This is a genomic window from Acinetobacter sp. YH01020 (genome assembly GCF_013420275.1).
Classification (GTDB): Bacteria; Pseudomonadota; Gammaproteobacteria; order Pseudomonadales; family Moraxellaceae; genus Acinetobacter; species Acinetobacter amyesii.
Genome location: NZ_VOYN01000045.1, coordinates 1 through 23170, shown reverse-complemented (window position 1 = coordinate 23170; position 23170 = coordinate 1). Strand labels below are relative to the sequence as shown.

At 41.5% G+C, this 23170-nt stretch carries 20 protein-coding genes; 13 read left to right on the top strand and 7 right to left on the bottom strand.

All coding sequences use genetic code 11. From position 1 onward, the window contains the following. Positions 1–42 precede the first annotated feature (42 nt). Both FTT85_RS18770 and FTT85_RS14485 read right to left on the bottom strand, forming a co-directional pair. The gene (locus tag FTT85_RS18770; RefSeq protein ID WP_257222681.1) at positions 43–171 is read right to left on the bottom strand and encodes a hypothetical protein; all 129 of its coding nucleotides are present in this window, start codon (positions 169–171) and stop codon (positions 43–45) included. Between the two features lie 259 nt (positions 172–430). After that, positions 431–595, bottom strand: a complete 165-nt coding sequence (locus FTT85_RS14485; protein ID WP_180004157.1) for a hypothetical protein — start codon at positions 593–595, stop codon at positions 431–433. 348 nt (positions 596–943) lie between these two features. Between FTT85_RS14485 and ubiH the strand changes: the two genes are divergently transcribed. The 3 genes from ubiH (at position 944) to FTT85_RS14470 (ending at position 3816) form a co-directional block, all read left to right on the top strand. Next, entirely contained in the window at positions 944–2152 is a 1209-nt protein-coding gene (gene ubiH / locus FTT85_RS14480; protein ID WP_180163545.1) for a 2-octaprenyl-6-methoxyphenyl hydroxylase, read from the top strand. Next, positions 2149–3393, top strand: a complete 1245-nt coding sequence (locus tag FTT85_RS14475) for an FAD-dependent monooxygenase (RefSeq protein ID WP_180183844.1) — start codon at positions 2149–2151, stop codon at positions 3391–3393. Before ubiH ends, FTT85_RS14475 begins: the two co-directional genes overlap by 4 nt. A 174-nt stretch (positions 3394–3567) precedes the next feature. Beyond that, positions 3568–3816 carry a hypothetical protein gene (locus tag FTT85_RS14470; RefSeq protein ID WP_078189169.1) on the top strand — a complete coding sequence of 83 codons (249 nt, stop codon included), beginning with the start codon at positions 3568–3570 and terminating at the stop codon, positions 3814–3816. Positions 3817–3950: 134 nt separating this feature from the next. On the opposite strand, the gene FTT85_RS14465 is transcribed toward FTT85_RS14470, so the two are convergent. Both FTT85_RS14465 and rsmI read right to left on the bottom strand, forming a co-directional pair. Continuing rightward, on the bottom strand, positions 3951–4373 hold the full coding sequence (locus FTT85_RS14465) for a hypothetical protein (RefSeq protein ID WP_180165237.1): 423 nt from the start codon (positions 4371–4373) through the stop codon (positions 3951–3953). A gap of 104 nt (positions 4374–4477) precedes the next feature. Further along, complete coding sequence (gene rsmI / locus FTT85_RS14460) at positions 4478–5320, bottom strand: 16S rRNA (cytidine(1402)-2'-O)-methyltransferase (RefSeq protein WP_180165235.1); 843 nt, start codon at positions 5318–5320, stop codon at positions 4478–4480. A 10-nt stretch (positions 5321–5330) separates the two neighbouring features. Here rsmI and FTT85_RS14455 point away from each other — a divergent pair, with 10 nt between their 5' ends. Genes FTT85_RS14455 through FTT85_RS14440 form a run of 4 tightly spaced genes read left to right on the top strand, consistent with a single transcriptional unit; the run spans position 5331 to position 8386 of the window. After that, the gene (locus FTT85_RS14455) at positions 5331–6275 is read left to right on the top strand and encodes a penicillin-binding protein activator (protein WP_180147326.1); all 945 of its coding nucleotides are present in this window, start codon (positions 5331–5333) and stop codon (positions 6273–6275) included. Between the two features lie 46 nt (positions 6276–6321). Then, entirely contained in the window at positions 6322–6729 is a 408-nt protein-coding gene (locus tag FTT85_RS14450; protein WP_180024208.1) for a YraN family protein, read from the top strand. A gap of 60 nt (positions 6730–6789) precedes the next feature. Further along, positions 6790–7488: a BON domain-containing protein gene (locus tag FTT85_RS14445; protein ID WP_180183843.1), complete on the top strand. Its 699-nt coding sequence runs from the start codon at positions 6790–6792 to the stop codon at positions 7486–7488. 25 nt (positions 7489–7513) lie between these two features. Further along, positions 7514–8386, top strand: coding sequence for an alpha/beta hydrolase (locus FTT85_RS14440; RefSeq protein ID WP_180183842.1), 873 nt, complete (start codon positions 7514–7516; stop codon positions 8384–8386). Positions 8387–8471: 85 nt separating this feature from the next. Here the strand turns inward: FTT85_RS14440 and nudC are convergent, their stop codons facing one another. The 3 genes from nudC to dnaQ form a co-directional block, all read right to left on the bottom strand. Next, a complete protein-coding gene (nudC, locus tag FTT85_RS14435; RefSeq protein WP_180183841.1) occupies positions 8472–9245 on the bottom strand; it encodes an NAD(+) diphosphatase in 774 nt (257 codons plus the stop codon). Then, the gene (locus tag FTT85_RS14430; RefSeq protein WP_180004168.1) at positions 9245–10891 is read right to left on the bottom strand and encodes a chemotaxis protein; all 1647 of its coding nucleotides are present in this window, start codon (positions 10889–10891) and stop codon (positions 9245–9247) included. Before FTT85_RS14430 ends, nudC begins: the two co-directional genes overlap by 1 nt. A gap of 128 nt (positions 10892–11019) precedes the next feature. Beyond that, positions 11020–12522, bottom strand: coding sequence for a DNA polymerase III subunit epsilon (gene dnaQ / locus FTT85_RS14425; RefSeq protein WP_180004170.1), 1503 nt, complete (start codon positions 12520–12522; stop codon positions 11020–11022). Positions 12523–12728: 206 nt separating this feature from the next. Between dnaQ and FTT85_RS14420 the strand changes: the two genes are divergently transcribed. The 6 genes from FTT85_RS14420 to FTT85_RS14395 all read left to right on the top strand — a co-directional run bounded on the left by FTT85_RS14420 (position 12729) and on the right by FTT85_RS14395 (position 22967). Continuing rightward, a complete protein-coding gene (locus FTT85_RS14420; protein ID WP_180183840.1) occupies positions 12729–16055 on the top strand; it encodes a LysM peptidoglycan-binding domain-containing protein in 3327 nt (1108 codons plus the stop codon). 62 nt (positions 16056–16117) lie between these two features. Then, positions 16118–17920 carry an extracellular solute-binding protein gene (locus tag FTT85_RS14415; RefSeq protein ID WP_257232173.1) on the top strand — a complete coding sequence of 601 codons (1803 nt, stop codon included), beginning with the start codon at positions 16118–16120 and terminating at the stop codon, positions 17918–17920. Positions 17921–17953: 33 nt separating this feature from the next. After that, complete coding sequence (locus tag FTT85_RS14410; protein ID WP_180183838.1) at positions 17954–19021, top strand: microcin C ABC transporter permease YejB; 1068 nt, start codon at positions 17954–17956, stop codon at positions 19019–19021. After that, on the top strand, positions 19021–20034 hold the full coding sequence (locus tag FTT85_RS14405; RefSeq protein WP_180183837.1) for an ABC transporter permease: 1014 nt from the start codon (positions 19021–19023) through the stop codon (positions 20032–20034). The genes FTT85_RS14410 and FTT85_RS14405 overlap by 1 nt, the downstream gene beginning before the upstream one ends. Beyond that, a complete protein-coding gene (locus FTT85_RS14400) occupies positions 20009–21610 on the top strand; it encodes an ABC transporter ATP-binding protein (protein WP_180183847.1) in 1602 nt (533 codons plus the stop codon). Before FTT85_RS14405 ends, FTT85_RS14400 begins: the two co-directional genes overlap by 26 nt. A 112-nt stretch (positions 21611–21722) precedes the next feature. Further along, the gene (locus tag FTT85_RS14395; protein WP_180183836.1) at positions 21723–22967 is read left to right on the top strand and encodes an NADH:flavin oxidoreductase/NADH oxidase family protein; all 1245 of its coding nucleotides are present in this window, start codon (positions 21723–21725) and stop codon (positions 22965–22967) included. The last annotated feature ends 203 nt before the right edge of the window (positions 22968–23170 follow it).

Below are 23170 nucleotides of genomic sequence, written 5' to 3'. Positions count from 1 at the left end.
AAAAGCCGATCTATTGATCGGCTTTTTAGCTTCACTTTGCGATTAAGACTTTTGTAAAAATTCTGTCGCTAATTTTAAAAACTCTTCCGGTTTTTCATATACGGCCAAATATCCGATTGCCGGTTCAGCATATTCAGCATGTGAAATCAGATCTATAGCATATTTGACCATACACTCGGGTGCATATAATCATAATTACAGCCATTCACTAATGTTTGTTTGTTGATTTTTTTTCGCTGTCTCAATCACATCGGTATGAATCTACAACTCAGCTTGGTGGGTAAATCTTTCTCAATTATTGGTTTGCAGCCTATTTTCTAAGGTTTGCGCCATAGTATTTTCACACCATGCCAAGGTAAAGTTGGCGCTAAAACCTGTTTGAATAATAGTGCTCGACATCGCTTTAGAGTTGCTCTGTACCTAACTCAAATTAAAGCTTAGTACGTGCATCAACTTTAGGATAAGGCGCCAATAACACAACAAAAATTACATCTTCTGGATATTCTGCTGCGGAATATATCCAGAAAATGTTGTGTAATGAAAAGCTCATTAAACCGAATGGTGTAACATAATTGGTTTTTGCAGCTGCAATCACTTATTCAACTAATTGAGCAATGGCTAAAGGCTGATCATCAGGTAGTTAGCTTGATATCGTCCTTTTGAATGCATCAAAACATGACATGTTCAAATGACGCTGATTTACGCAAATGATGGCTCATACTGATGGACTCAGCCATTTTTATTGTGATTTTCTCTTTTTTAGAGATCAATATTTACGGTAAGAGATGATTAATTTTGTATTTAATCAGTGCAAATACCTGCAACTAATTTGTATTTCATTATAAAAAATCATGCCCTTGATGTAAGATAAAATTCATTACAGATTATATGTATTTCGAGTGAATGTCCTAAATTCGAATACAACATAAAAAAGGAAACAAGCATGCAGCAAGAAGTCATCATTGTGGGTGGTGGTATGGTAGGTTTAAGTTTGGCACTCATGTTGGCCAAAGCCAAAATTGGCGTAAAACTTTTAGAAGCCATTAAATACCCAAATTATGATGATGCAAACCTTGCGCCTTATCACTCTAGTTTTGATGCGCGAAACAGCGCCTTGTCACGCCGTACGGTGCAGATTTATCAAGAACTTGGCCTGTGGAGTGCTTTGCAGGAGCACGCCACGCCTATCTTAGAAGTGAATATTACAGAGCAAGGCAGTTTTGGTAAGGCACGACTCAAAGCAGAACAAGAAAAAGTCGAAAGCTTTGGACAAGTTATTGAAAATGCATGGCTCGGCCGTGTGTTGCTCACAGAAGTCAAAAAAGAACCGCTGATTGAATTAATTGATGGCGTACAAGTGACTTCACTGACGCAAGATGCAGACTTTGCATATATAGAAGCACAGCGTGCTGAAGAACAGCTCAAGCTGCAATCTAAAATCGTGATCGCAGCAGATGGTCGTGACTCATTCTGCCGTAAAGCCTTAGGTATTGGTGCATCGGTGCATGACTATGACCAAGTGGCGATTGTCACTACGGTGCAAACCTCTAAACCACATGGACATGTCGGTTTCGAGCGCTTTAGTCCGCTCGGTCCGTTAGCGCTGTTGCCACTTCCGGGTGAATACCGCCGTTCAGTGGTTTGGCCAGTGCCTAAAGGAACTGAAGGCGAGTGGATGGGTGATGAAAATGATCAGCATTTTTTAGATGCCTTACAAGAAACTTATGGCGACCGTGCAGGTAAATTCCAAAAAACGGGTAAACGTTTCAGCTTCCCATTGTCCCAAGTGCTTGCAGAAAAACAAGCTGTCGGCCGTGTAGTGCTGATGGGCAATGCAGCGCATACCATTCATCCAGTGGCGGGTCAGGGTTTTAACTTATGTATGCGCGATGCCTATGTACTGCGTCGTTATTTAACAGAGCAAGTTGAAAAAAATGCCGATTTGGGTGATGCAGCTATGCTGCTGGATTATGAAAAATCGCGCCTGACCGATCAGCAGCGGGTGATTAAATTCTGTGATTCAGTTGTACGTGGTTTTAGCAACCAGAACCCAATTTTAAAATTGATCCGTAATACAGGATTAGTTGCCTTTGACACCATTCCGGGTATCAAGCCTTTGGTCGCGAATTATGCAATGGGGCTAAAAGCATGAGTTTCAATCAAACAGATGTACTGGATGCTGTGATTGTCGGCGGCGGCTTGGTCGGTGGCTTAACGGCATTGCTGTTGGCGCAAGGCGGTGTGCAGGCTACGGTATTGGATGCAGCACCTATTTTGGATGCAGAAAAAACCAAAAGTGTTGCGAATCCTCGGGTTTTGGCGCTCAGTCAAGCCACTATTCATTTACTCAAGACCGTGGGCGTTTGGGAAAAGCTTGCCCGTCAGCAGCCTTATACTGGTATGCAGGTGTGGAATAAAAATGGCTATGGCGAAATCAATTTTGGTCATGTGGCAGAGCAAACACCATCTGTTGAGCAAGCTTTAGGTTCAATGGTTGAACCAAGCATATTGAATTTAGCCATTCAAGAAAAAATGCTAGAACAGCTTGAAGACTACCGAACCCAAGTTAAGGTCAGTCGAGTTGAGCGTGGCGTTGGTGTGTGGATCATTCACCTTGCAGATGGTACTCAGCTCAAAACAAAACTGGTGATAGGTGCAGATGGTGCAAACTCATTTGTCCGTGAGCAAGCTTTCATCGATCTAGATGTGCTGGACTATAAACAAGCCGGTGTAAGCTGTGCAATTAAAACCGCCCAACCGCATCAGCATGTAGCGCGTCAAATTTTCTTAGAAACTGGGCCTTTGGCATTTTTGCCGATGGCGAGTCTGAAAAAAGAAGAAAGCGGTTATTGGCAATCCATTGTGTGGACCTTACCAGATGATTACGCCGAAGAATATGTGGCTTTATCCGATGTTGAATTTACTGCGTTGCTCACTCGAGAAAGCCATCACATGCTCGGCGAGGTCTTAGAAGCAACGCCACGTGCTAAATTTCCATTGAAAGCGCGAGCAGCACAGCAATATGTGCATGATGGTCTGGCGTTGATTGGTGATGCGGCCCATGTGATTCATCCACTTGCAGGACAAGGCGTGAATATTGGCTGTTTAGATGCAGCAGTGCTTTGCGATGTGCTTTTGACCGATAAAAAACGGGGTGTGTGGGCACATGAACAAAGTTTGAAGCGCTATGAACACCGTCGTAAAGGGCAAAACGATGCCATGATGCATAGTATGTCCGCGATTGGTTGGTTAGAAACCACCACTTTTTCACCTGTGGTGTGGGCGCGAAACTTTGGTTTAAAACAAGTGGAAAATCAGACTGTTCTAAAAGATGCGTTTATGGCTCAAGCCAATGGTCTGAGTATTTTAAAAGAGACAATCTACGCAGCTTAGGTCAAAGTCTGATATTTTTTAGACAGTCGTATAAACAAGGTTACGATTTTGATTAAAAAAGATACGATTTTTTGGTTGTGGGTACTAGTCGAAATGCTCAGAGATTGCTAAATTTCTGTTAATTTAAAACCAGCCATTCGCTGGCAAACAGAAGTCATTCGCGGGGAGAACACAATGACTGATATGAACGATTATGATGATCCAGAAGATTCAGTAGTTGATGAAGATGAAGCACAAGCAGCTGAAAAAGGTGCAGGTGACGCAGCTGATTCTGCCTCTGATGGTGACACCTCTGAAGCTGAAACATTAACAGTGACTGCAAAACTAAAACAACGTCAGGCGCTTGAAGATGAAGTTGCTGCGTTCTTAGCGCGTGGTGGTCGTATTACCGAAGTCCCTCCAGACGAATCGGCAAAAGATTAAAATGAAAAAACACCACGTCATGTGGTGTTTTTTTTTTGCTTCATTCGCTTGTGCGATGATGAAAGTCATTCATTTTTTAACTCTGTAGCATGTTTGCTCAAGAAGTTAAGTCGTTAATAAGATGTGAAGTCGCTTCAAGCCGTCTTTGGCTTCATATATTTACGACTGATCGCGAAAATAGGATAAAACACAAAATGCAGTAAAAGCAAAAACATACAATTGATAATGAATGCAGCAATATACGGCGGTGCATGCATGGCCGCCACAGCAGCGACAAAAGATTGAAAAAGTAATACCGCACTCAAAACGACATAAGCCCAATAGCGATGCCTATCCCAAAATTGGCTCAGTTTCAGTAAATTACCGACTACAAAATAGAGGGAACAATATCCACAGACCATCGCAATCGCGCTATGATCGGCCGTCATTTGCTCGCCACTAATATAGTGCGGATAGGGTTGAATGCCAGTATAAATAATATGTGCAAGGGCGGTGAGCCAAACCAGATTAAAGAGAATGAACATCAGCGGTTTTTTGACAGACAGATTTATGGACATGTTATAAGCAACTTTTTTCATTCTATTTAAATTATTGTATGGGATAGCTTATGGAACCCGTAGGTCCCATAAGCGGTTCAAATTAAAAATAAAAAAAATTAAGCTTAATCGTTCGCTTGGGTTAATTCTAAAGCACGTTGATAGGCCACTTTCTTTTTAATCCCAGTTAAATCTGCAGCCAACTGAGAGGCAGCTTTCACGGACAAATCTTGAAGTAAACGTGTCAGCAATTTGTCTAACTTTTCTTGCTCTAGGTCTTTTTCTTCGGTCGCACCACCAATCACCAAAACGATTTCGCCTTTTTGCTGATTATGATCAGATTCAACAAAATGAACCAAATCACCTAAAGACATTTTTTTAATGGTTTCAAATGTTTTGGTAATTTCACGTGCAAAGCCCACAGGACGATCGGCACCAAAGACATTCGACATATCTTTTAGGCAGTCCACAATACGGTGCGGTGCTTCATAAATAATCATGGTTTGAGTTTCGTCTTTCAATTTTTCCAGTGCTAAAAGACGTTGTGAATGTTTAGAAGGTAAAAAGCCTTCGAAACTAAAACGGTCACTGGGTAGGCCGACAGCACTGAGAGCTGCAATAGCAGCACAGGCACCCGGCACAGGAATGACACGAATATTTTTTTCTTGTGCAGCACGAACCAGTTTAAAGCCGGGGTCACTGATCAATGGTGTGCCTGCATCACTAATCAGCGCCATATTTTCACCCTTTTCGAGGCGTTCAATCAGCTGGTCTATTTTGTTGCTTTCGTTATGGTCGTGGCAGGCGGTTAAAGGTGTATTGATACTAAAATGTTTAAGTAATTGTGCTGAAGTTCGTGTATCCTCGGCGGCAATAATTTTAACCGACTTCAATACCTCAATTGCACGATAACTAATATCATCTAAGTGCCCGATTGGAGTTGCAACAACAAATAACTGAGCACTCATAGGTTTCTCCATGTTGGATAATAAGAACAAAATTTTGGGTCTTTGCCTTTTAAGCAGTATGTTTACTGCTGCACAGGCAGACGTCTTGGTCATTCTACCTGAATCTGGTCCTATGGCGCGAGCCGCATCCAGTATTAAGCAAGGTTTCAATAGCGCATATCAATCATCAGACTACAAAGTGCCCATTAAGTTTGTAGATTCAAATCAAAAGCAAATTGCAGTGATATTGAAGCAACAGGTAAATAAAAAAACTCAATTGGTGATTGGCCCTTTAGCACGTCAAGACGTTGAAGCACTTGTAAAGGCAAAGCCTAAAGTCCGCGTGTTGGCTTTAAATGAAACGACGAGCCAAATTCCCAATGTTTGGCAGTACAGTTTATCGAAACGTGATGATGCCTTAGCACTTCAAAAAGTCTTTGAAAAAGACAAGTTAGCGCAAGTGCTTGTTCTACGTCAGCCTGCAACAGAGGCAGAACATGAATTATTGCTCATGTCCTTAATCAGCCAAAGTTCAGTACCTATTCAAGTGGTTGAACAACTCCCAACGAAGCTAGACAAAAATCAAGGGGTGCTGTTGCTGGGCAATAATGAATGGTTAAACAGTCAAAAAAAACTACCCAAAACGAAACTATATAGCGTCGCCAATGCGATTGAAGCCACTAAGCCCATTCCTGTAGGGCTGAAATTTTGTGATGCACCTGCCTTACATGATGCGCGTTGGCCAGACCTGATCCGAGCTTATGAGGAAAATCCAGTAGATATGCCATATCAACGTCTTTTAGCTTTTGGTGGGGACACATGGCATATCGCAAAACAATATTTGCAAGAACCGAAATTAAAAAGCATTGAGTTTCAGGGACGAACAGGGCTAATCAAAATTAGTCAAAACAATATTCAGCGTGTTCCTCACTGCTATGAGCGAAGTAAAAAAGGCATCGTGGCGATCTCACTTTAGGGATGAAACGATGCAGCTAAACTTAGAGCAGATGAATTTGGGACAGATGAATCTGGGGCAGTGGGCAGAACGGCAAGCGCTGCGTTTGGTTGAGCAGCAAGGCTATGTACAAGTGCAACAGAATTATCATAGTCGTTATGGTGAAATTGATTTGATCGTTGCACGTGGTCAAGAATTGGTATTTATCGAAGTTAAAGCCCGTTCGAATACCCGTTATGCTCAAGCCGTTGAAAGTATCTCTATTCACAAACAACGTAAGATGATGAAGACTGCATTGCATTTTTTAAATGAACAGTCACATTTTCAAAATTATTATTGTCGCTTTGATGCAATTTGTTTTGATTTTTATCAACACTTTGCAAAAACACTACAGCAAGACTTTTCTAAATACCCGTATCATCAGCAATGGATTGAAAATGCTTTTACTTTTGATCAAGAGTTGATTAATCTTTGATAAAACAAACTGTGTAAACGCATAGAAAAATACGTGTGGAAATTTGAGGAGTCGTGCTGAGTGGTTAAGCGTATTGCAATAACGATGCTTTGTGTCGCAAGTTTATCTGGCTGTGCGAGTTTTATTTCGAATGGAACAGGATCAGCACCTGTAGGAACTGAAAGCGGCGCACGCTCATTGGGACAAGTTTTTATTGACTCTTCCATTGTTCGAACAGCAAAAATTAACTTATATAAATTAGATACTCGTTTTAAACAGTCACGTGTCAATATTGAAAGTTTTCATGGCAATGTCTTATTGACTGGGCAAGTGCCAGATAATCATTTAAAAGAATTGGCAGAAGAAAATGTCCGTTCAATGAGTGATGTCAAAACTGTACATAACTATATTACAGTGGGTAATCAGATCAGCTATAGCACCATCATGCAAGATACTGCGGTCACTGCGAATACCCGTGGTTTGATTATGAAAGCGCCTGTGGTATCTGACAGCAAAGTACACATTCATACTGAAGATGCTGTTCTTTATGTGATGGGCCGTTTAAACAGTGCGGAAATCACAGACTTAAATCAAATCTTGCAACAAGTGGGTAATGTAACGCGAATTATCACTTTAATCGATAATATTGATCAGAACCCAAATCCACAGGCACGTTCAATTAACTCAAGTTACACCACATCTGCTGTAGGTAATGTGCAACCTGAAGTACAAACGCCTGTAGCGATAGATCCGGATGCTGTCGATCCAAATGCTCAATAAAATGTCGGAAATGATGCTGTAATATATGAATCAATGGTCTCTGCGGCTTCAGCAAAAAATGGATTTGGCTAAATCTTTATACCGAAATTTTCGGTTATATGATTTTGGCAGTTATGCATTAAATCGACTGACACCCAAACAAGGATATCATGTTCAAAACAATATCCCTTATGGTCTTAAAGCGCGCCATCGCCTAGATTTGTATCGCACGTCAGCACCTCGTCAGCAACGTCCACTCATCGTGTTTGTACATGGTGGAGCGTGGATGCATGGTGACAAAAAGGACTATGGATTCATTGGTGAGGCTTTTGCAAAAGAAGGCTTCGATGTTGCTGTCATCAATTACCATCTCGCACCTGAGTATATTTTTCCGGCTTCAATTGATGATCTTAGCCTTGCATTAAACTATTTGACGCAGTCTCAGCATAAGTTGCAGATTGAAGTGGAAAATGTGGTGTTAATGGGACATTCGGCAGGGGCATTTAATGTCATGTCTGCACTGTATCATCCGACGCCTTATCAGCTACAAGTGAAAGAGAATATTCGTGCAATTGTGGGATTGGCAGGGCCATATCATTTTGATTATAAAGGTGATCCGATTTGTGCAGATGCCTTTGATCAAAATGTACCGTATCAACAAGTGATGCCGTATTATTTTGTTGAGCAAAATCAAGTGAAGCATTATCTATTCACTGCGGATAAAGACAATATCGTTGGCCATAGCAATAGTGAAGATTTTGATCGTCGATTAAAAGCCTCAGGCAACCATAGTCAATTGATTCAAATCCCTCGTGTTGGGCACATCACGATGATTGGTTCAGTTTCGAGTCTATTTAGTCGCTTCTTTAAAACCAAAGCTGAAATCATGCGTGTACTCGATGAAATTAGTCCACCTTAATGTCTTTGGTTAAATGATTGAAAATAAATAACCGCCAAGTATGGCGGTTTTTTTATTGCATGATTTATTTACTAAAAATAGCTACTTATAACCATGCTTCGGTGTCATCTGCAACAGCAGACCCATGGATGACATGCATAATCATTGAATGGGCGATACTTCCTTTGAACGGAATTTCAGGTAATGCATCAAATTTAAAGAAAGCCGCATCACTTATTTCTTCTTCTTGTAATTGAAGTTCACCTGAAGCATATTCTGCTTTAAAGGCGATCATTAAATTACTTGGGAAGGGCCAAGGTTGGCTTGCCAGATATTGAATATTTTTGACCTTTAGCCCAACTTCTTCTTCAGTTTCACGACGAACCGCTTCTTCTAAAGTTTCACCGACTTCAACAAAACCTGCGATCAGCCCATACATTGCCCGGACATTTTTCGCATTTTTAGCCAATAAGATTTCATCTTCACGACGGGTAATGACGGTAATGACACAGGGGTTTACACGAGGGTATTGGTGATAACCGCAAGCAGGGCAAACCATGGCATATTCTGTGGCGTGGACTTGAGTTGCAGTACCGCAGTGGCTACAAAATTTATGATTACGGCGCCATTCTAAGAGTTGAATAGCACGGCTGGCTTGTTCAAATTGCTGAACATTCCAAAGTTGTAAAAGTTGACGAATAGGGATGAGCTGTAAGCCATCAGGAATTGGCTCATTTTCAAGTAGATCACGGGCAATCACTTGATCACCCGTGCCAATATTTAAATCACTTGCGAGTTGCTCAACTTCGGGAAGTTGAAAGTTTTCATCGACCAGCAATTGCTGTTGTTTGAAGATATACGCAAGTGATAATTTAGACATTAGGCTGCTGCTGATTTCAGTTTTTCGCTACTGTCCAATGCTACCTTAAACATGCCCTGTAAAACAGGTTGTTTGTTCTTTAAATTGTCAATCAACATATCTGCGCTTGCCAATGAATCTAATGCTTGATTCACTTCATTTGCATCAATCGCTGTTGAAGATTCAACTCGTTTCACAATGAATTGAGCTGTTGAATTCAGCGCATTTTGAGCTGCATCTGCATTGAGGAACAACATTGCACCACCAATTTCACGGAATTGAGTTGCAGTCGCTTCAAGTTGTGTCAAATCTTGGTTTTGTAAATACTGAACCAAAGATTGGCTAGCAGCATCAATTAAAACCTTGGTCTCATTTAACAGAGCAGCGTGTGCTTCATCTAAACGGTCGAGTGAAATATTCATATTATTCACACGAAGTTGTAAGCGGCTAGAAGTGTGATGACGCTCAAGCACACCAATCGAGTTCATGGCAGACAAGATATTGTTCATCAACTGCTGGGCAAAGCTTTCATCTTGTAAAATCTCAGCATTACCTAATGACGCAGCTTGACGCGACAGGTCGTTATACGCTTCATTTAAGTTCAAGACTTTGAAAATATTTGCCAATTCGTTCAATTTCGCTTGAAGTTCTTGGGTTTTTTCAGGCGTCATATTTTGATAGTTAAATTCAATATCATTACGAATTTGCGTCATTTCAGTCGTAACCAATTCACCAATGGTATGCATGGTTTCGAAGTCAGGACCATATAAATGACGACTGAAAACTTGCAATTGGGTGTCGGTAAGAAGGTCTTCACCGATATTTAACTTGCCACGAATATGATGAGAAATGTCATCTTCTTGGCTAATGCTTAGACTTAAGACATTGGCTAAATCAGAAATGGATGCTTTAAAGCGCTCAGTTCCTGCAAAATATTGAGCCATATTGCGTTCAATGCTTACCAAGGTACGTAAACGAGCATCGGTAATTAAGATTTGATCAATTTGATTAAACGCAACAAAAACCAAGTTCCAGTATTGTTTGCTTGGATGTTTGTCTGAAAGACCTGCTAAATACGTACCGACCAATTTAATCGCTTGCAGATCCAGCTCAGTTTCTTCTTGTTTAATCAATTTATTCAACGCCAACTTATACAGACGGTGAACGTATTTTGATTTTTCAAGTGCAGGCGCTTGAGGTAGGTCAAAGTCAGGGGTAATACAATCGAGTAGGGACTCAATGTGTTGGCCTTCCGACGTTAAAGGTTTTCCTAAAGACAGCTCTAGACGATTTAGACTGTCGAGTAGAAACTGTGGAATTTTAACTTCACGCAGGCAGATAAATTCGATATAGCGTTTCAGCATGGTCGTGCCTTCGCTAAGTGCGATGACCTCTTGAGTGTTAATTTGCGCAGGGTTCCCCATGATCTTGCGCATTAACTCTGCTGAATATTGAGCGATTTTTGCCAAACTTGGCATATCAACTAAAGCTAGTACTTGAGCACATTGTTCAAATTGAATCAGTGCATCATCAATCCCGAAAGGTAAAGTTTGATCTTCAACTAAGGTGCTGACTGCTGATTCGACTAACTTGATTGAGTTATCAACCTCATTTTTTATTATCAGCAAAGCCGTTGGATCAAAATGGATAGAGGTTTGGTAAGACATGTATCTGCACCTTTCCTAGATGTTTTATCTTGTTTATTAACCGCCCCTTAAGGCGGTCCATGTTTATGGTTTTACTATAGCGTATGTAAGAATTGTTTATATACAAAAAGTAACACGAAATTTAGATTTTATTTCGCAAAAAGGCAAGGTGTACCATGTTTTTCTTCAAATTGTTTGACCCATGTCTCATGGGCTTCAAGTTCATCTGCGGAAGGTAAAATCACGGGTAATTCTATTTCAACAGCGGCGCGGGTTTGCGAACCATCTTCATTTTGCGAGTGGGTCAGGGCATCGATATCAAAGGAAACCTGACCGCCCGTCATTGCTAGGTATACGTCAGACAGAATTTCCGCATCGAGTAACGCACCATGGAAGGTACGGTCACGTTGTGGAATTTCGTAACGACGCACTAATGCATCGAGTGAGTTTTTCTGGCCTGGATGCTTGGCTTTGGCCATAGCCAAGGTATCGGTGACTTCGCAAACTTCAGATAAGGCCACAAAACCGGCACGTTTGAACTCCATATCAAGGAAGTTCATATCGAAGGTTGCGTTATGCGCAATGATTTCTGCGCCTTTTAGATAGTCAAATAATACATCAGCAATTTCAGCATACAGTGGTTTGTCTTTTAGAAAGTCATCACTGATTCCGTGAATATTTTCAGATTCACCGACAGGTTTTTGCGGGTTGATATAAATATGAATTGAGCTGCCCGTAAGTTTACGGTTAATCATTTCCACCGCACCGACTTCAATAATACGGTCGCCATCTTGGAAATAGAAACCGGTCGTTTCCGTATCCAAAATTAATTGTCGTGGGCCAGATACATCAACTGTTGCTGGTGTAATGACAATCATTGGATGGATTTCAGCAGCTTGCTTAGACTGGATAGGGGCAGCTTCATTCAACGTTGAAGCAATGTCAGTTGCTTGTTGTTCTATCGTAATGTCATCAATCTGCTCTGCATTGATCGCTGTGTCAGTAGTCATTTCACGTGACGGAGCAAATTCTAGCGGCTGAGCAATTGAAGACTCCTGAATTGAAGCATCAATAATGCTTTCATTTGCAATCATTGCTTCTTCAGAGATTTCTTCTGCTTCATCCTCGCTATCAGCAAATTCAAGTCCAAACGGATCATTTAATAGCCAGTCGGGTTCAGCTTTTTTTTTAGGTGCTTCAGCTGTAGTTGATGCCGCTAGTTTGATCTGTTCGAGGGTTTTTTCTGCGCCTAGATTGGCCAATTGATCGGCCATTTCATTTCCCGGATGGCCTGCATGCCCTTTAATCCAGTTCCATTCAATTTCCCGACCCTGACAAGTTGCATCCAGTAATTTCCACAGATCAGGATTTTTAACATCTTTCCAGTTTTTCTTTTTCCAACCATGTATCCACTCGGTAATGCCTTGTTTGACATAGTTAGAGTCTGTCCAAATAATCAGTTTTGCATCGGACGGACAGTGTTGAATGCCTTCAATTGCAGCAGTCAATTCCATACGGTTATTGGTGGTTTCAGCTTCGCCGCCGCAGAGTTTTTCTTCTCCAGTTTCACGGATGATATACGCCCCCCAACCCCCTAAGCCAGGGTTGCCTTTACATGCACCATCAACATAAAGCGTGATTGTTTGAGACATAAATCAAATCCGGAGAAAAACGAGCATTCAGAACCGTATATTGTATAACGCAAATGACGGAGAGAAATCCATTTCTGGCGATTTTTTTAATTTCTTGTAACATTTATACTGAAATAGCGTTAAATTAACGCCTTGTGTCTGTGTCCTGCTTCACTACAATGGCATATCTAAAAAATAAATTTTATATGAGTTGTCTGGATTTTTTTATGTATAAATCAACTGCGACTGTCTGGCAGCCTACGTTACCACAAATTTTTAAATTTACAGTCTTGGGTTCTGCACTCGCAGCTCTTGGTCTGACGGGCTGTTCTTCATCGCAAACGACTAAGCAGAACTCAGCAAGTAAACAAGTCGGCTCAAACTTTCTCGATGCCAATAGTTTAGATTCACTCGAAGATTTACTTTCTGCAACAGACATGCGTGCCGTAGAAGGCGACCGCCTTTTAGTACTAAAGCACGGTGATGTTTGGAAGCGAATGACCGTTGGTTTCAAAATGGATTTGAACCACTGGGATACGCGAATTGAAGCACAGCGTGGTTGGTTTATTTCACGTCAACCGTATATTGACCGTTTAAGTGCGCGTGCGTCCCGTTATTTATATCACACGGTTAAAGAAGCAGAACGTCGTGGTTTGCCGACTGAGTTGGCGTTATTACCAGTGATTGAAAGTTCTTATGACCCAGCAGCAACCTCAAGTGCAGCCGCAGCGGGCTTATGGCAATTTATTCCAAGTACTGGACGTATTTACGGCTTAAAACAAACCTCAATGTATGATGGTCGTCGTGACGTAGTGGAATCAACGCGTGCAGCTTATGAGTTTTTAGGTGCGCTACATAACCAGTTCGGTTCGTGGGAATTGGCTTTGGCTGCATATAATGCAGGGCCGGGCCGCATTCAACAGGCGATTAACCGTAACCGTGCGGCAGGTTTGCCAACGGATTATTGGTCGCTAAAACTGCCCCAAGAAACCATGAACTATGTCCCACGTTTCTTGGCTGTTGCTCAAATTATTAAAAATCCAAGTGCCTATGGCGTAAGTTTGCCACCAATTGCCAACCGTCCACACTTTCGTGAAGTGGCTGTAGGGCCTGCAAATTTAAATGAAATTGCATCTATTACCGGTTTAAGCCGTGCAGAACTCTATGCACTAAACCCTGGTCATCGTGGCGATGTGATTGATAGCAGCAGCCCAATGCGGATTTTAATTCCTGCGGATGTGAGTCCATCAGTTGATGCACGTTTGAAAAAATTACAATCAGGTGGTTCATCAGGTTATTGGGCAAGTAATTCAACTTATAACTTACCAAAAAATAATGTTGAAATAACACCGTCACGTGTTACTCCGCCGGAATTAAATAGTAAAACTATTCAGCCCGCTAAAGTGACGCCACCTACGCTTAAAACACAGCCGACAGTGACAGCTTCTGCCAAACCACCTGTAGTCGCTACAACGGTAACGCCGAGTGTTCCATCAGGAACGAAAGGCAAAACGCCAATAGGATCATCTGCTTTGGCTGCATTTGCATCGAATAGTGATATTCCAAGTGCGCCGCGTATTCCAGTCGCTGTAACACCTTCGACGCCTGTGAAAGCCGTATCTGTCGAGCCACCACTCAGCGCAAATGAGCGTGAGCAAATCATGGCGGCTATTAAAGCTGAAGGTGAGACCAAAACAGTCGATGAGGTATTAAAACCAGTAGCGACTAAAGCAGAACAAGAAGAAGTCGTTCAGGAAATTAAAGCTATTGCGCCGAAAGGCACTGAAATTGTCGATCCTTATGATGGCAAGATTAAGTTGACTGCGATTCAGACCAGCCAGTCGATTGCAGATCAACAAGGTAAAGAACTGACCAAAGGGTTCTCTTACCCGAAAAGCGTGGCTGAAAATACAGGTGCAGATTCCGAAGAAGCCAAACGCAACCAAGGTAAAAATGTCATTCGTACAGATTCTGAAATTGTAGTTGTACCACCTAAAGGTAAACGCAGTACTTATACAGTTTTGGCGGGCGACACATTAGCGTTGATCGCGATGAAAAATGGCGTGAATTGGCGTGATATTGCAGCTTGGAACCAAATTTCGCCAGATTCGACCTTGTATGTCGGTACGACCATCTATTTATATGATGCGAAACCGATTGTGCAAAATAATGAAGAATCGAAAGCTAAGCCTATCGCAGATAGCTATGTGGTGAAAGCAAATGACAGTCTTACAGCTGTTGCGAGTCAATTTGGTTTAAGTACGAAGCAACTCGCCGACTACAATGGTTTAACCACCACGAGTGGTTTATATGTTGGACAGAAATTATCCCTAAAAGAAACGCCTGCATCGAAAGCAAAATTGGAAGCTGATAAGAAAGCCGCTCAAGTTGTCGAAAAACCTGCAAAAGTTCAAACCAAATCCTACACGGTAAAACGTGGTGAATATCTAAAACTCATTGCAGATCGTTATGCGCTGTCAAATCAAGAGTTGGCAGATTTAACAACTGGCTTAACGGCTGGCAGTAGCTTGATGGTGGGGCAAAAAATTAATGTGCCATTACAAGCTGTAGCAGAAGTTGAGAAGCTCGAAAGCAAAGTCGTGAATCGCATTGAAAATGTCAAAGTTGATCCTGCGTATAAAGTTGAAAGCTATAAAGTGCAGCGTGGTGATACGCTTTACAGCATTGCGACGCAGTCAAAAATCAGTTTGTCAGAATTGGCGAGTCTAAATGATATGTCGGTAAATAGTGGGCTGATGGCTGGGCAAAGCATTAAAGTTCCTGCAAGTTCAACTGTTCCGGATACATATGTGGTGCAGTCTGGCGATACACTGACAGGCATTGCTAGTCGCTATGATTTAGGCATGGACTATGTCGCAAATTTAAATGGTATAGAGCGTAGTTCTGGTCTACGCGTTGGGCAGAAATTAAAATTAACAGGTGATGTCGCACCGGTTAAAGTAGAAACCAAAGCAGAGGCGACCAAAATTGAAAGCAAAACCAATACACGAACGAATTCCGTTGATGCGACCGATATTCATGTGGTGAAATCAGGTGAAACATTGGGTGTGATTGCGAAGAAATATCATCTTCAATTACGTTATTTAGCTGAATTAAATGGCCTAAATACCAATAGTGCGATTCGTGTAGGGCAGCGTTTAAAAGTAGATGGTGAACTACCTGCTGATGTAGCTAGTAAAGCAACTGAAACCAAAAAAACGGAAGCTAAATCCTCTACGAGCAATGTGAAACCAGCAAATACTGAAAGCTATACTGTGAAATCAGGCGAGTCTTTAAATTCGATTGCTAGTCGGACAGGCTTAACTGTGGCAGCATTGGCTGAGTTAAATAACTTGAACCCGCGTGCTGGGCTTCGTGTTGGTCAAAATTTACAAGTTCCTAAAACCATCAGTGAATACCGTATTAAACGCGGGGATACGCTGATTGGTTTGGCAAGTCGTTATGGACTAGATACATCAAAACTCGCTGAAATGAATGATATGCAACCGTCTGCTCAGTTACGTATTGGTGAAGTGATAAAAGTACCGAACTGAGTCCAAACATTAAGGAGTTAAGTTGAATGTATTCTGCTTCAACTTCGCGTTACGTGTTTGGTATGACCTTGAGCATACTTTCAACAGGGGCGTGGGCTGCATTGCAGACCACGCCTTTTCTTGCCATACATAGTAGCCCTCAATATCATCAATTACAGGCAATGCCCTATGCCAATCCTTTTGCCACTAAAGGGGGCTATATCACGACTTCGAGTATTGGGAGTTTTGATAATTTAAACAGCATGAATGGAAAAGGGCGTTCTGTTGAAGGTATCAATTATCTATTTGATAGTTTGATGAGTTCATCTTTAGATGAGCCGGGTGTGATGTATCCGTTGCTTGCCGAAAAGGTGACATTTGACCCCAAAAAAACTAATTTTGTTATTTTTCATTTAAACCCAAAAGCACGGTTTAGTGATGGTTCCGAACTCACTGCTGAAGACGTTAAATTTAGTTTTGATACCTTTCAAACTAAATCAAATCCCGGTCTACAAATGTACTTAGCGGATTTGGACAAAACAGATGTTTTATCTAAATATCAGGTGAGGATGAGTTTTAAATCTGGTCATAATACTGATATGCCCATGATTTTGGCGCAAATGCCGATTTATTCCAAAAAAGATTGGGCAAAAAAAGATTTTACTCAAATTACATTGCAGCCCATATTAGGCTCAGGCCCTTACACGATTGAGACGATCGATGCAGGTAGGAGTATTCGCTATAAGCGCAATCCAGACTATTGGGGGCAGAAATTAGCTGTCAATCATGGTCGGTATAATTTTAACCATCTGAAATATGTATATTACCGCAGCCCAGACATCGCCTTTGAAGGCTTTAAAGCGGGTCAATTTACGTTATATGAGGAAAAGACCGCACGTAATTGGGTGGGAGCGTACAATTTTCCTGCTTTTAAAGACGGTAAAATTGTCAAATATCGCTTTAAACATGAACGACCGATTCCCACAAAAAGTCTCGTATTTAATACCCGTCGTGCGCCATTTAGTGATATTCGCTTTCGGCAAGCTTTAACTTTTGCTTATGATTTTGAATGGCAAAATAGAGCGTTGTTTTATGGGCAGTATCAGCGTTTACAGAGTTATTTTAGTAATAGTGTGTTAGAAGCAAAGGGAAAACCCTCTATCCAAGAGTTGGATATTTTAAAACCGATGTTATCGCAACTTGATCCTATTCAACGACAGGGGGTTTTATCCAATTGGCAATATCCTGTTTCTGATGGCAGTGGATTTAATCGAAAAAACCTTCTGCATGCACGCCAACTGTTATTGAATGCGGGTTATCGTTATCAAGACGGCAGATTGGTGGATGCAAAATCTCAGCCTGTGAAATTTGAACTTTTGATTCAGCAACAAGATTTGCAGCGAACCTTAATGCCATTTATACGAAATTTGAAACGTTTAGGTATTCAGGTGTTATTACGACAAGTCGATGGACCGCAATACACCGAGCGTATGCGAAATATTGACTTTGATATGATCGTGGATGAAATGCCTCAATCACTCACTCCAGCGGGTGAACAAGCTCAACTTTGGGGCAGTCAAGCAGCTGACCAAGTGGGTAATTATAATTATGCAGGGATTAAAAATCCTGTAATAGATCAGCTCATTCAACAGGTGATCAATGCTCCAAATCGAGAGGAATTGATTATTCGTACGCGTGTTTTAGACCGTCTGCTCAGAGCGGGTTATTATCAAATCCCAATGTTTGGGCAAAGTGAAAACTGGTTTGCCTATTGGCATATGTATAAGCAACCCTATGTTAAACCTAAACTTTCTGTAGGGATTGACTATTGGTGGAGTGATGCAGCTGAAGCCAAGCAAATAACACAATATCTACGGCAGCAATAAATACATCTGAATGACAAGGAATGTGAAAGCAACATGGGCACATATATTTTAAAAAGATTGCTCCTGATTATTCCAACATTGTTTTTCATTTTACTGATTAACTTTGTCGTGATTCAGATTGCACCGGGAGGACCTGTTGAACAAGCCATACAGCAAGCTGAGTCCTTTCAAGGTATGGGAAACACAGGTGGTGGTGAAACTGCGACGACAGGCAGTAAATACCAAGGTGCTAAAGGCCTCAGTGAAGAAATGGTGGCAAAAATCGAAGCGCAATATGGTTTCGATAAACCATTATTCGAACGTTTTTGGCTCATGTTAAAGGGCTATGTAACGCTAGATTTTGGTACAAGTTTCTTTAAAGATAAGCCTGTGACTCAGCTGCTTTGGGAAAAGCTGCCTGTATCCTTATCCCTTGGTTTATGGAGTACCTTGCTGATCTATCTGGTGTCTATTCCTTTAGGCATTAAAAAAGCCCGTCAACATGGTTTGTTATTTGATAAAAGCACGTCTATTTTATTGGCTATCGGCTATGCCATTCCTGCTTTTGCCTTTGCCATTTTACTCATTGTCTTTTTTGCAGGTGGTTCATATTTTCAGTGGTTTCCTCTGCAAGGTTTAGTTTCAGAGAATTTCGCTGAGTTAAGTGTATTTGGCAAAATTGCAGATTATTTTTGGCATATGGCGTTGCCTTTGTTTGCTATGGTAATTGGTGGTTTTGCAGGCTTAACTTATCTGACCAAATACTCTTTTATGGAAGAGTTGAATAAGCAATATGTTCTTGCTGCTCGTTCTAAAGGTTTGACCGAATCACGTGTGCTGTATGGGCATGTATTTCGTAATGCAATGCTCATTGTCATTGCTGGTCTACCAGAAGCCTTGATCGGCATCTTCTTTGTGGGAAATCTATTTATTGAAATTATTTTCAATTTAGATGGTCTGGGATTGTTGGGGTTTGAAGCCATAGTACAGCGCGATTATCCAGTGATTTTTGGCACCTTGTTTATTTTTACCTTGATGGGGCTGATATTAAGATTAATCAGTGATGTCATGTATCAAATGATTGATCCACGAATTAATTTTGATTCGCAGGGGGCAAAATAATGTCTCCGATCATGCAAGCACGTTTTCAACGTTTTAAAGAAAATAAATTAGGCTTTACATGCTTTATCAGCTTTGCCTTGATTTTTATATTGTCCCTAGCTGTCGAGTTTATTGCCAATGATAAGCCGCTCTTGGTTAAATACGATGATTCTTTATATGTGCCGGTAATAAAAAGTTATCCAGAAACCGCTTTCGGTGGGGTATTTGAAACTGAGGCAGATTATAAAGATCCTGTGGTGCAGCAACTGATTGAAGATAAAGGTTGGGCTGTATGGCCACTGATTAAATTTTCCTATCAAACACCGAATTTAGAACTGGCTGTGCCCGTACCATCTGCACCAACTGCACAAAATTGGCTCGGTACCGATGACCAAGGACGTGATGTGCTCGCACGTATTTTATATGGATTACGTGTGTCGCTCCTGTTTGGTTTTGCATTAACTTTTGCTTCAGCAATATTGGGCATCATGGTTGGGGCGATACAAGGCTATTATGGTGGGTGGATAGACCTCATTGGTCAACGGATTTTAGAAGTCTGGGGCGGACTCCCGATGCTATTCATGGTGATGATTTTAGTCAGTATGTTTACACCGAGTGTGTATTGGCTCTTTGTCATTATGCTGTTGTTTGGTTGGCCCACCTTAGTTGGCTTGGTTCGTGCAGAGTTTTTACGGGCACGTAATATTGACTATGTACGTGCAGCACGGAGTCTTGGCGTTACAGATAGTACGATTATGTTTCGGCATATCTTACCAAATGCGATGAGTTCCAGTCTGTCACAGCTACCTTTCATGCTTACGGCAAATATTACGGCACTGACAGCCTTAGATTTCCTAGGTTATGGCTTACCGCCTGATGCCGCGTCCTTAGGTGAGTTATTGCTTCAAGGGAAAAACAATCTGAATGCACCATGGTTGGCCTTATCGGGGTTCTTTACATTAGCGATCGTGCTGTCTTTATTGATTTACATTGGGGAGGCGACACGTGATGCATTCGATCCTAGACGTCAATAATCATCAAGTTAATGTACCTCCCATCGTGTTAGAGGTGGAACATTTACATATTTCACATGCAGCACAGGTCTTGGTTGATGATCTAAATTTTAAATTGCATGCAGGTGAAACGATAGCGATTGTTGGAGAAAGCGGCTCAGGTAAATCGATTAGCAGCCTAGCTATACTCGGTTTGTTGTCGAGTGATCTGCAGGTCACAGGCAGCGTCAGCCTGAGTGGACAGAATATTCTTGGACTGAGTCCTGAACAGCACCGAAACATTCGTGGACAGAAAATTGCCATGATTTTTCAAGAGCCGATGACAGCTTTAAATCCATTACATCGGGTTGAAAAGATTGTTGGTGAGTCACTGTTGTTACAGGGATGGTCGAAGGCAAAAACTCGGCAGCGGGTTATAGAATTATTAAATGATGTTGGTATTCCCGATGCTGAAGATAAGTTAAGACGATACCCACATGAGTTATCTGGGGGGCAGCGACAACGTGTCATGATTGCCATGGCATTGGCCTTAGATCCTGATATTTTAATCGCTGATGAGCCAACCACGGCTTTAGATGTCACTTTGCAAGCGCAAATCTTAAATTTATTAAAGTCGCTACAACAGCAGCGTAATATGGCCATGATTTTAATTAGCCATGACCTGAATTTGGTCAAGCGCTATGCCGAACATGTGATTGTGATGAATCGTGGACAAGTGGTGGAACAAGGAGATGTTCAGGAAATTTTTGAGCAACCGAAGCAGGCGTATACCAAAAATCTATTAGACCATGATTTTGGTAAAGCAATACAGGTTTCACAAACGCAGACACTTTTAAAATTACACCAATTAGGAGTGAAGTTCCCAGTCAAACAAGGCTTATTGAACCGCATCAAAGATTATGTCGTTGCGGTAGAGGCTTTGGATTTAACAGTGGCTGAAGGTGAGTCGATCGGTATTGTTGGAGAGAGCGGTTCTGGGAAAAGCTCCTTAGCATTGGCTGTTGCTCGGCTCATAGAAAGTGATGGCGAAATTATTTTAAATCAACACGCCATCCATCAACTTTCAGAAAAACAGCTCAGACCTCTACGTCGTGAATTTCAAATCGTCTTTCAAGATCCATTCAGTAGTTTAAATCCACGGCTAAATGTAGAGCAAACCATCGGCGAAGGTCTGGCCTTACAGCATTTATCTGCAAATGAAATTGTACAGCGTATAGATGAAGCTTTGCAGAAAGTCGAATTAGCCAGCTCATTTAAGCAGCGTTATCCACATGAATTATCGGGTGGGCAACGGCAGAGAGTCGCCTTGGCACGTGCGTTGGTATTACGTCCTAAATTATTGATACTCGATGAACCCACATCTGCACTAGATCGGACGACACAAAAAGCCATTGTGAAGCTACTACGGCGTTTGCAGCAAGAATATAATATGAGTTATTTATTTATCAGTCATGATTTACACGTGGTCAAAGCCTTGTGTCAAAAAGTGTTGGTACTGCGACATGCCAAAGTCATGGAGTTTCAAGACACCGCAGATCTATTTGCGCGACCACAAACGGACTATACCCGTAAATTAATTGAAGCCAGCCAATACTAAAATCAAACTTATGGATATTTTGACAAGTGTCATTGTCAAAATATCCTTGACCTTTAGAAAATAATAATTAGAGTAAATACTCAGGACTTATTATTTCATTTTGGACATTGTCATGAGCCATTTAGCTGAAAGCTTTAAAATTCGTAATACCACATTTAAAAATCGCATCATTAAAGGTGCAATGAGTGAAGCATTGGCCAATACCGCAGGCCAACCCAATCACTTACATTTTGGATTATATGAAGCTTGGGCGAAGGGTGGTTTAGGCTGTGCCATTACGGGTAATGTCATGGTGGATTTTCGTGCTAAAAATGAGCCTGGGGTTGTTGTCGCTGAAACTGAGCGAGATTTAGCACAATTAACACAGTGGGCTGAGCTAGGCAAGAAGCACGGCATGGTGCAATTGGTTCAACTTTCACATCCGGGCCGCCAATGTCCAAAAGGTTTAAATAAAGAAACGGTTGCACCGTCTGCTGTGCCATTTAGTCCGATGTTAGCCACAACGTTTGGAACACCGCGCGAACTTCGTGAAGATGAAATTTTAGATATCATTCAGCGTTTTGCACGTGCCGCACACATTTGTGAAAAGGCAGGCTTCGAAGGCGTGCAATTGCATGGTGCGCATGGTTATTTAATTAGTCAGTTTTTGTCGCCACTGACCAATAAACGTCAAGATCAGTGGGGCGGTTCAAATGAAAATCGCATGCGCTTTTTGCTTGAAATCTATAAGGCAGTTCGTGCAGCGACGACCGATGATTTTATCATTTCGGTCAAACTGAATTCTGCTGATTTCCAACGCGGCGGAATTAGCGAAGCAGATGTGATTGAGGTCTTTAAAGCAATAGATGCCGCAAGGATTGATATGATTGAAATCTCGGGCGGTTCCTATGAAGCGCCAGCGATGGCGGGTGCTAAAGAAGAAAAACGTAAAGCCAGTACCATTGCTCGTGAAGCGTATTTCCTCGATTTTGCGGACAATATCCGTAAAGAGGTAAAGTGTGCATTGATGGTTACCGGTGGGTTTAGAACCGTCCAAGGCATGAATGCTGCACTAGACAGTGGAGCTTGTGATTTCATTGGTATTGCACGTCCATTCGCTGTTGAAGTCGATTTGGCTGATCGTTTATTGGCGGGGCAGGATGTTCGTTACGGCGTAGACAAAATTAAAACTGGCATACCGATGATTGATAAAATGGCGATTATGGAAATTATTTGGTACGCCGCTCAGTTTAAATCGATTGGTGAAGGCAAACAGCCAAATCCTAAACTTTCACCGTTAAAAGTGTTTTTTAAATATCTTAAAGGAAATTTAACAGCGGTCATTAAAGGGCAAGTCAATTCACGTAAGTCGGCTTAATCAATCATTGAATTATTAGAATAAGGGCAATCGGCATACATCCATGTTATGGTTGCCTTCATTCATATCAATATTGTGAACCGTACCGGGTTTGTCGGAGACTTTTTTATTTAAGTTAGGCCACCTGACCTAACGGGTTAATCTTATCATAGTACATTGCTTCAAACTCAAAAGGTGATACATAACCCAGTGCACTGTGTACA

Coding starts and splice junctions, on each gene's coding strand:
- FTT85_RS14470 (WP_078189169.1), top strand. CDS start 3,568: ATGACTGATATGAACGATTATGATGATCCAGAAGATTCAGTAGTTGAT.
- nudC (WP_180183841.1), bottom strand. CDS start 9,245: ATGTCTAAATTATCACTTGCGTATATCTTCAAACAACAGCAATTGCTG.
- FTT85_RS14440 (WP_180183842.1), top strand. CDS start 7,514: ATGAATCAATGGTCTCTGCGGCTTCAGCAAAAAATGGATTTGGCTAAA.
- FTT85_RS14455 (WP_180147326.1), top strand. CDS start 5,331: ATGTTGGATAATAAGAACAAAATTTTGGGTCTTTGCCTTTTAAGCAGT.
- FTT85_RS14420 (WP_180183840.1), top strand. CDS start 12,729: ATGTATAAATCAACTGCGACTGTCTGGCAGCCTACGTTACCACAAATT.
- FTT85_RS14450 (WP_180024208.1), top strand. CDS start 6,322: ATGAATCTGGGGCAGTGGGCAGAACGGCAAGCGCTGCGTTTGGTTGAG.
- FTT85_RS14465 (WP_180165237.1), bottom strand. CDS start 4,373: ATGTCCATAAATCTGTCTGTCAAAAAACCGCTGATGTTCATTCTCTTT.
- FTT85_RS14395 (WP_180183836.1), top strand. CDS start 21,723: ATGAGCCATTTAGCTGAAAGCTTTAAAATTCGTAATACCACATTTAAA.
- FTT85_RS14405 (WP_180183837.1), top strand. CDS start 19,021: ATGTCTCCGATCATGCAAGCACGTTTTCAACGTTTTAAAGAAAATAAA.
- FTT85_RS18770 (WP_257222681.1), bottom strand. CDS start 171: ATGGTCAAATATGCTATAGATCTGATTTCACATGCTGAATATGCTGAA.
- dnaQ (WP_180004170.1), bottom strand. CDS start 12,522: ATGTCTCAAACAATCACGCTTTATGTTGATGGTGCATGTAAAGGCAAC.
- FTT85_RS14430 (WP_180004168.1), bottom strand. CDS start 10,891: ATGTCTTACCAAACCTCTATCCATTTTGATCCAACGGCTTTGCTGATA.
- ubiH (WP_180163545.1), top strand. CDS start 944: ATGCAGCAAGAAGTCATCATTGTGGGTGGTGGTATGGTAGGTTTAAGT.
- FTT85_RS14475 (WP_180183844.1), top strand. CDS start 2,149: ATGAGTTTCAATCAAACAGATGTACTGGATGCTGTGATTGTCGGCGGC.
- FTT85_RS14415 (WP_257232173.1), top strand. CDS start 16,118: ATGACCTTGAGCATACTTTCAACAGGGGCGTGGGCTGCATTGCAGACC.
- rsmI (WP_180165235.1), bottom strand. CDS start 5,320: ATGAGTGCTCAGTTATTTGTTGTTGCAACTCCAATCGGGCACTTAGAT.
- FTT85_RS14410 (WP_180183838.1), top strand. CDS start 17,954: ATGGGCACATATATTTTAAAAAGATTGCTCCTGATTATTCCAACATTG.
- FTT85_RS14400 (WP_180183847.1), top strand. CDS start 20,009: ATGCATTCGATCCTAGACGTCAATAATCATCAAGTTAATGTACCTCCC.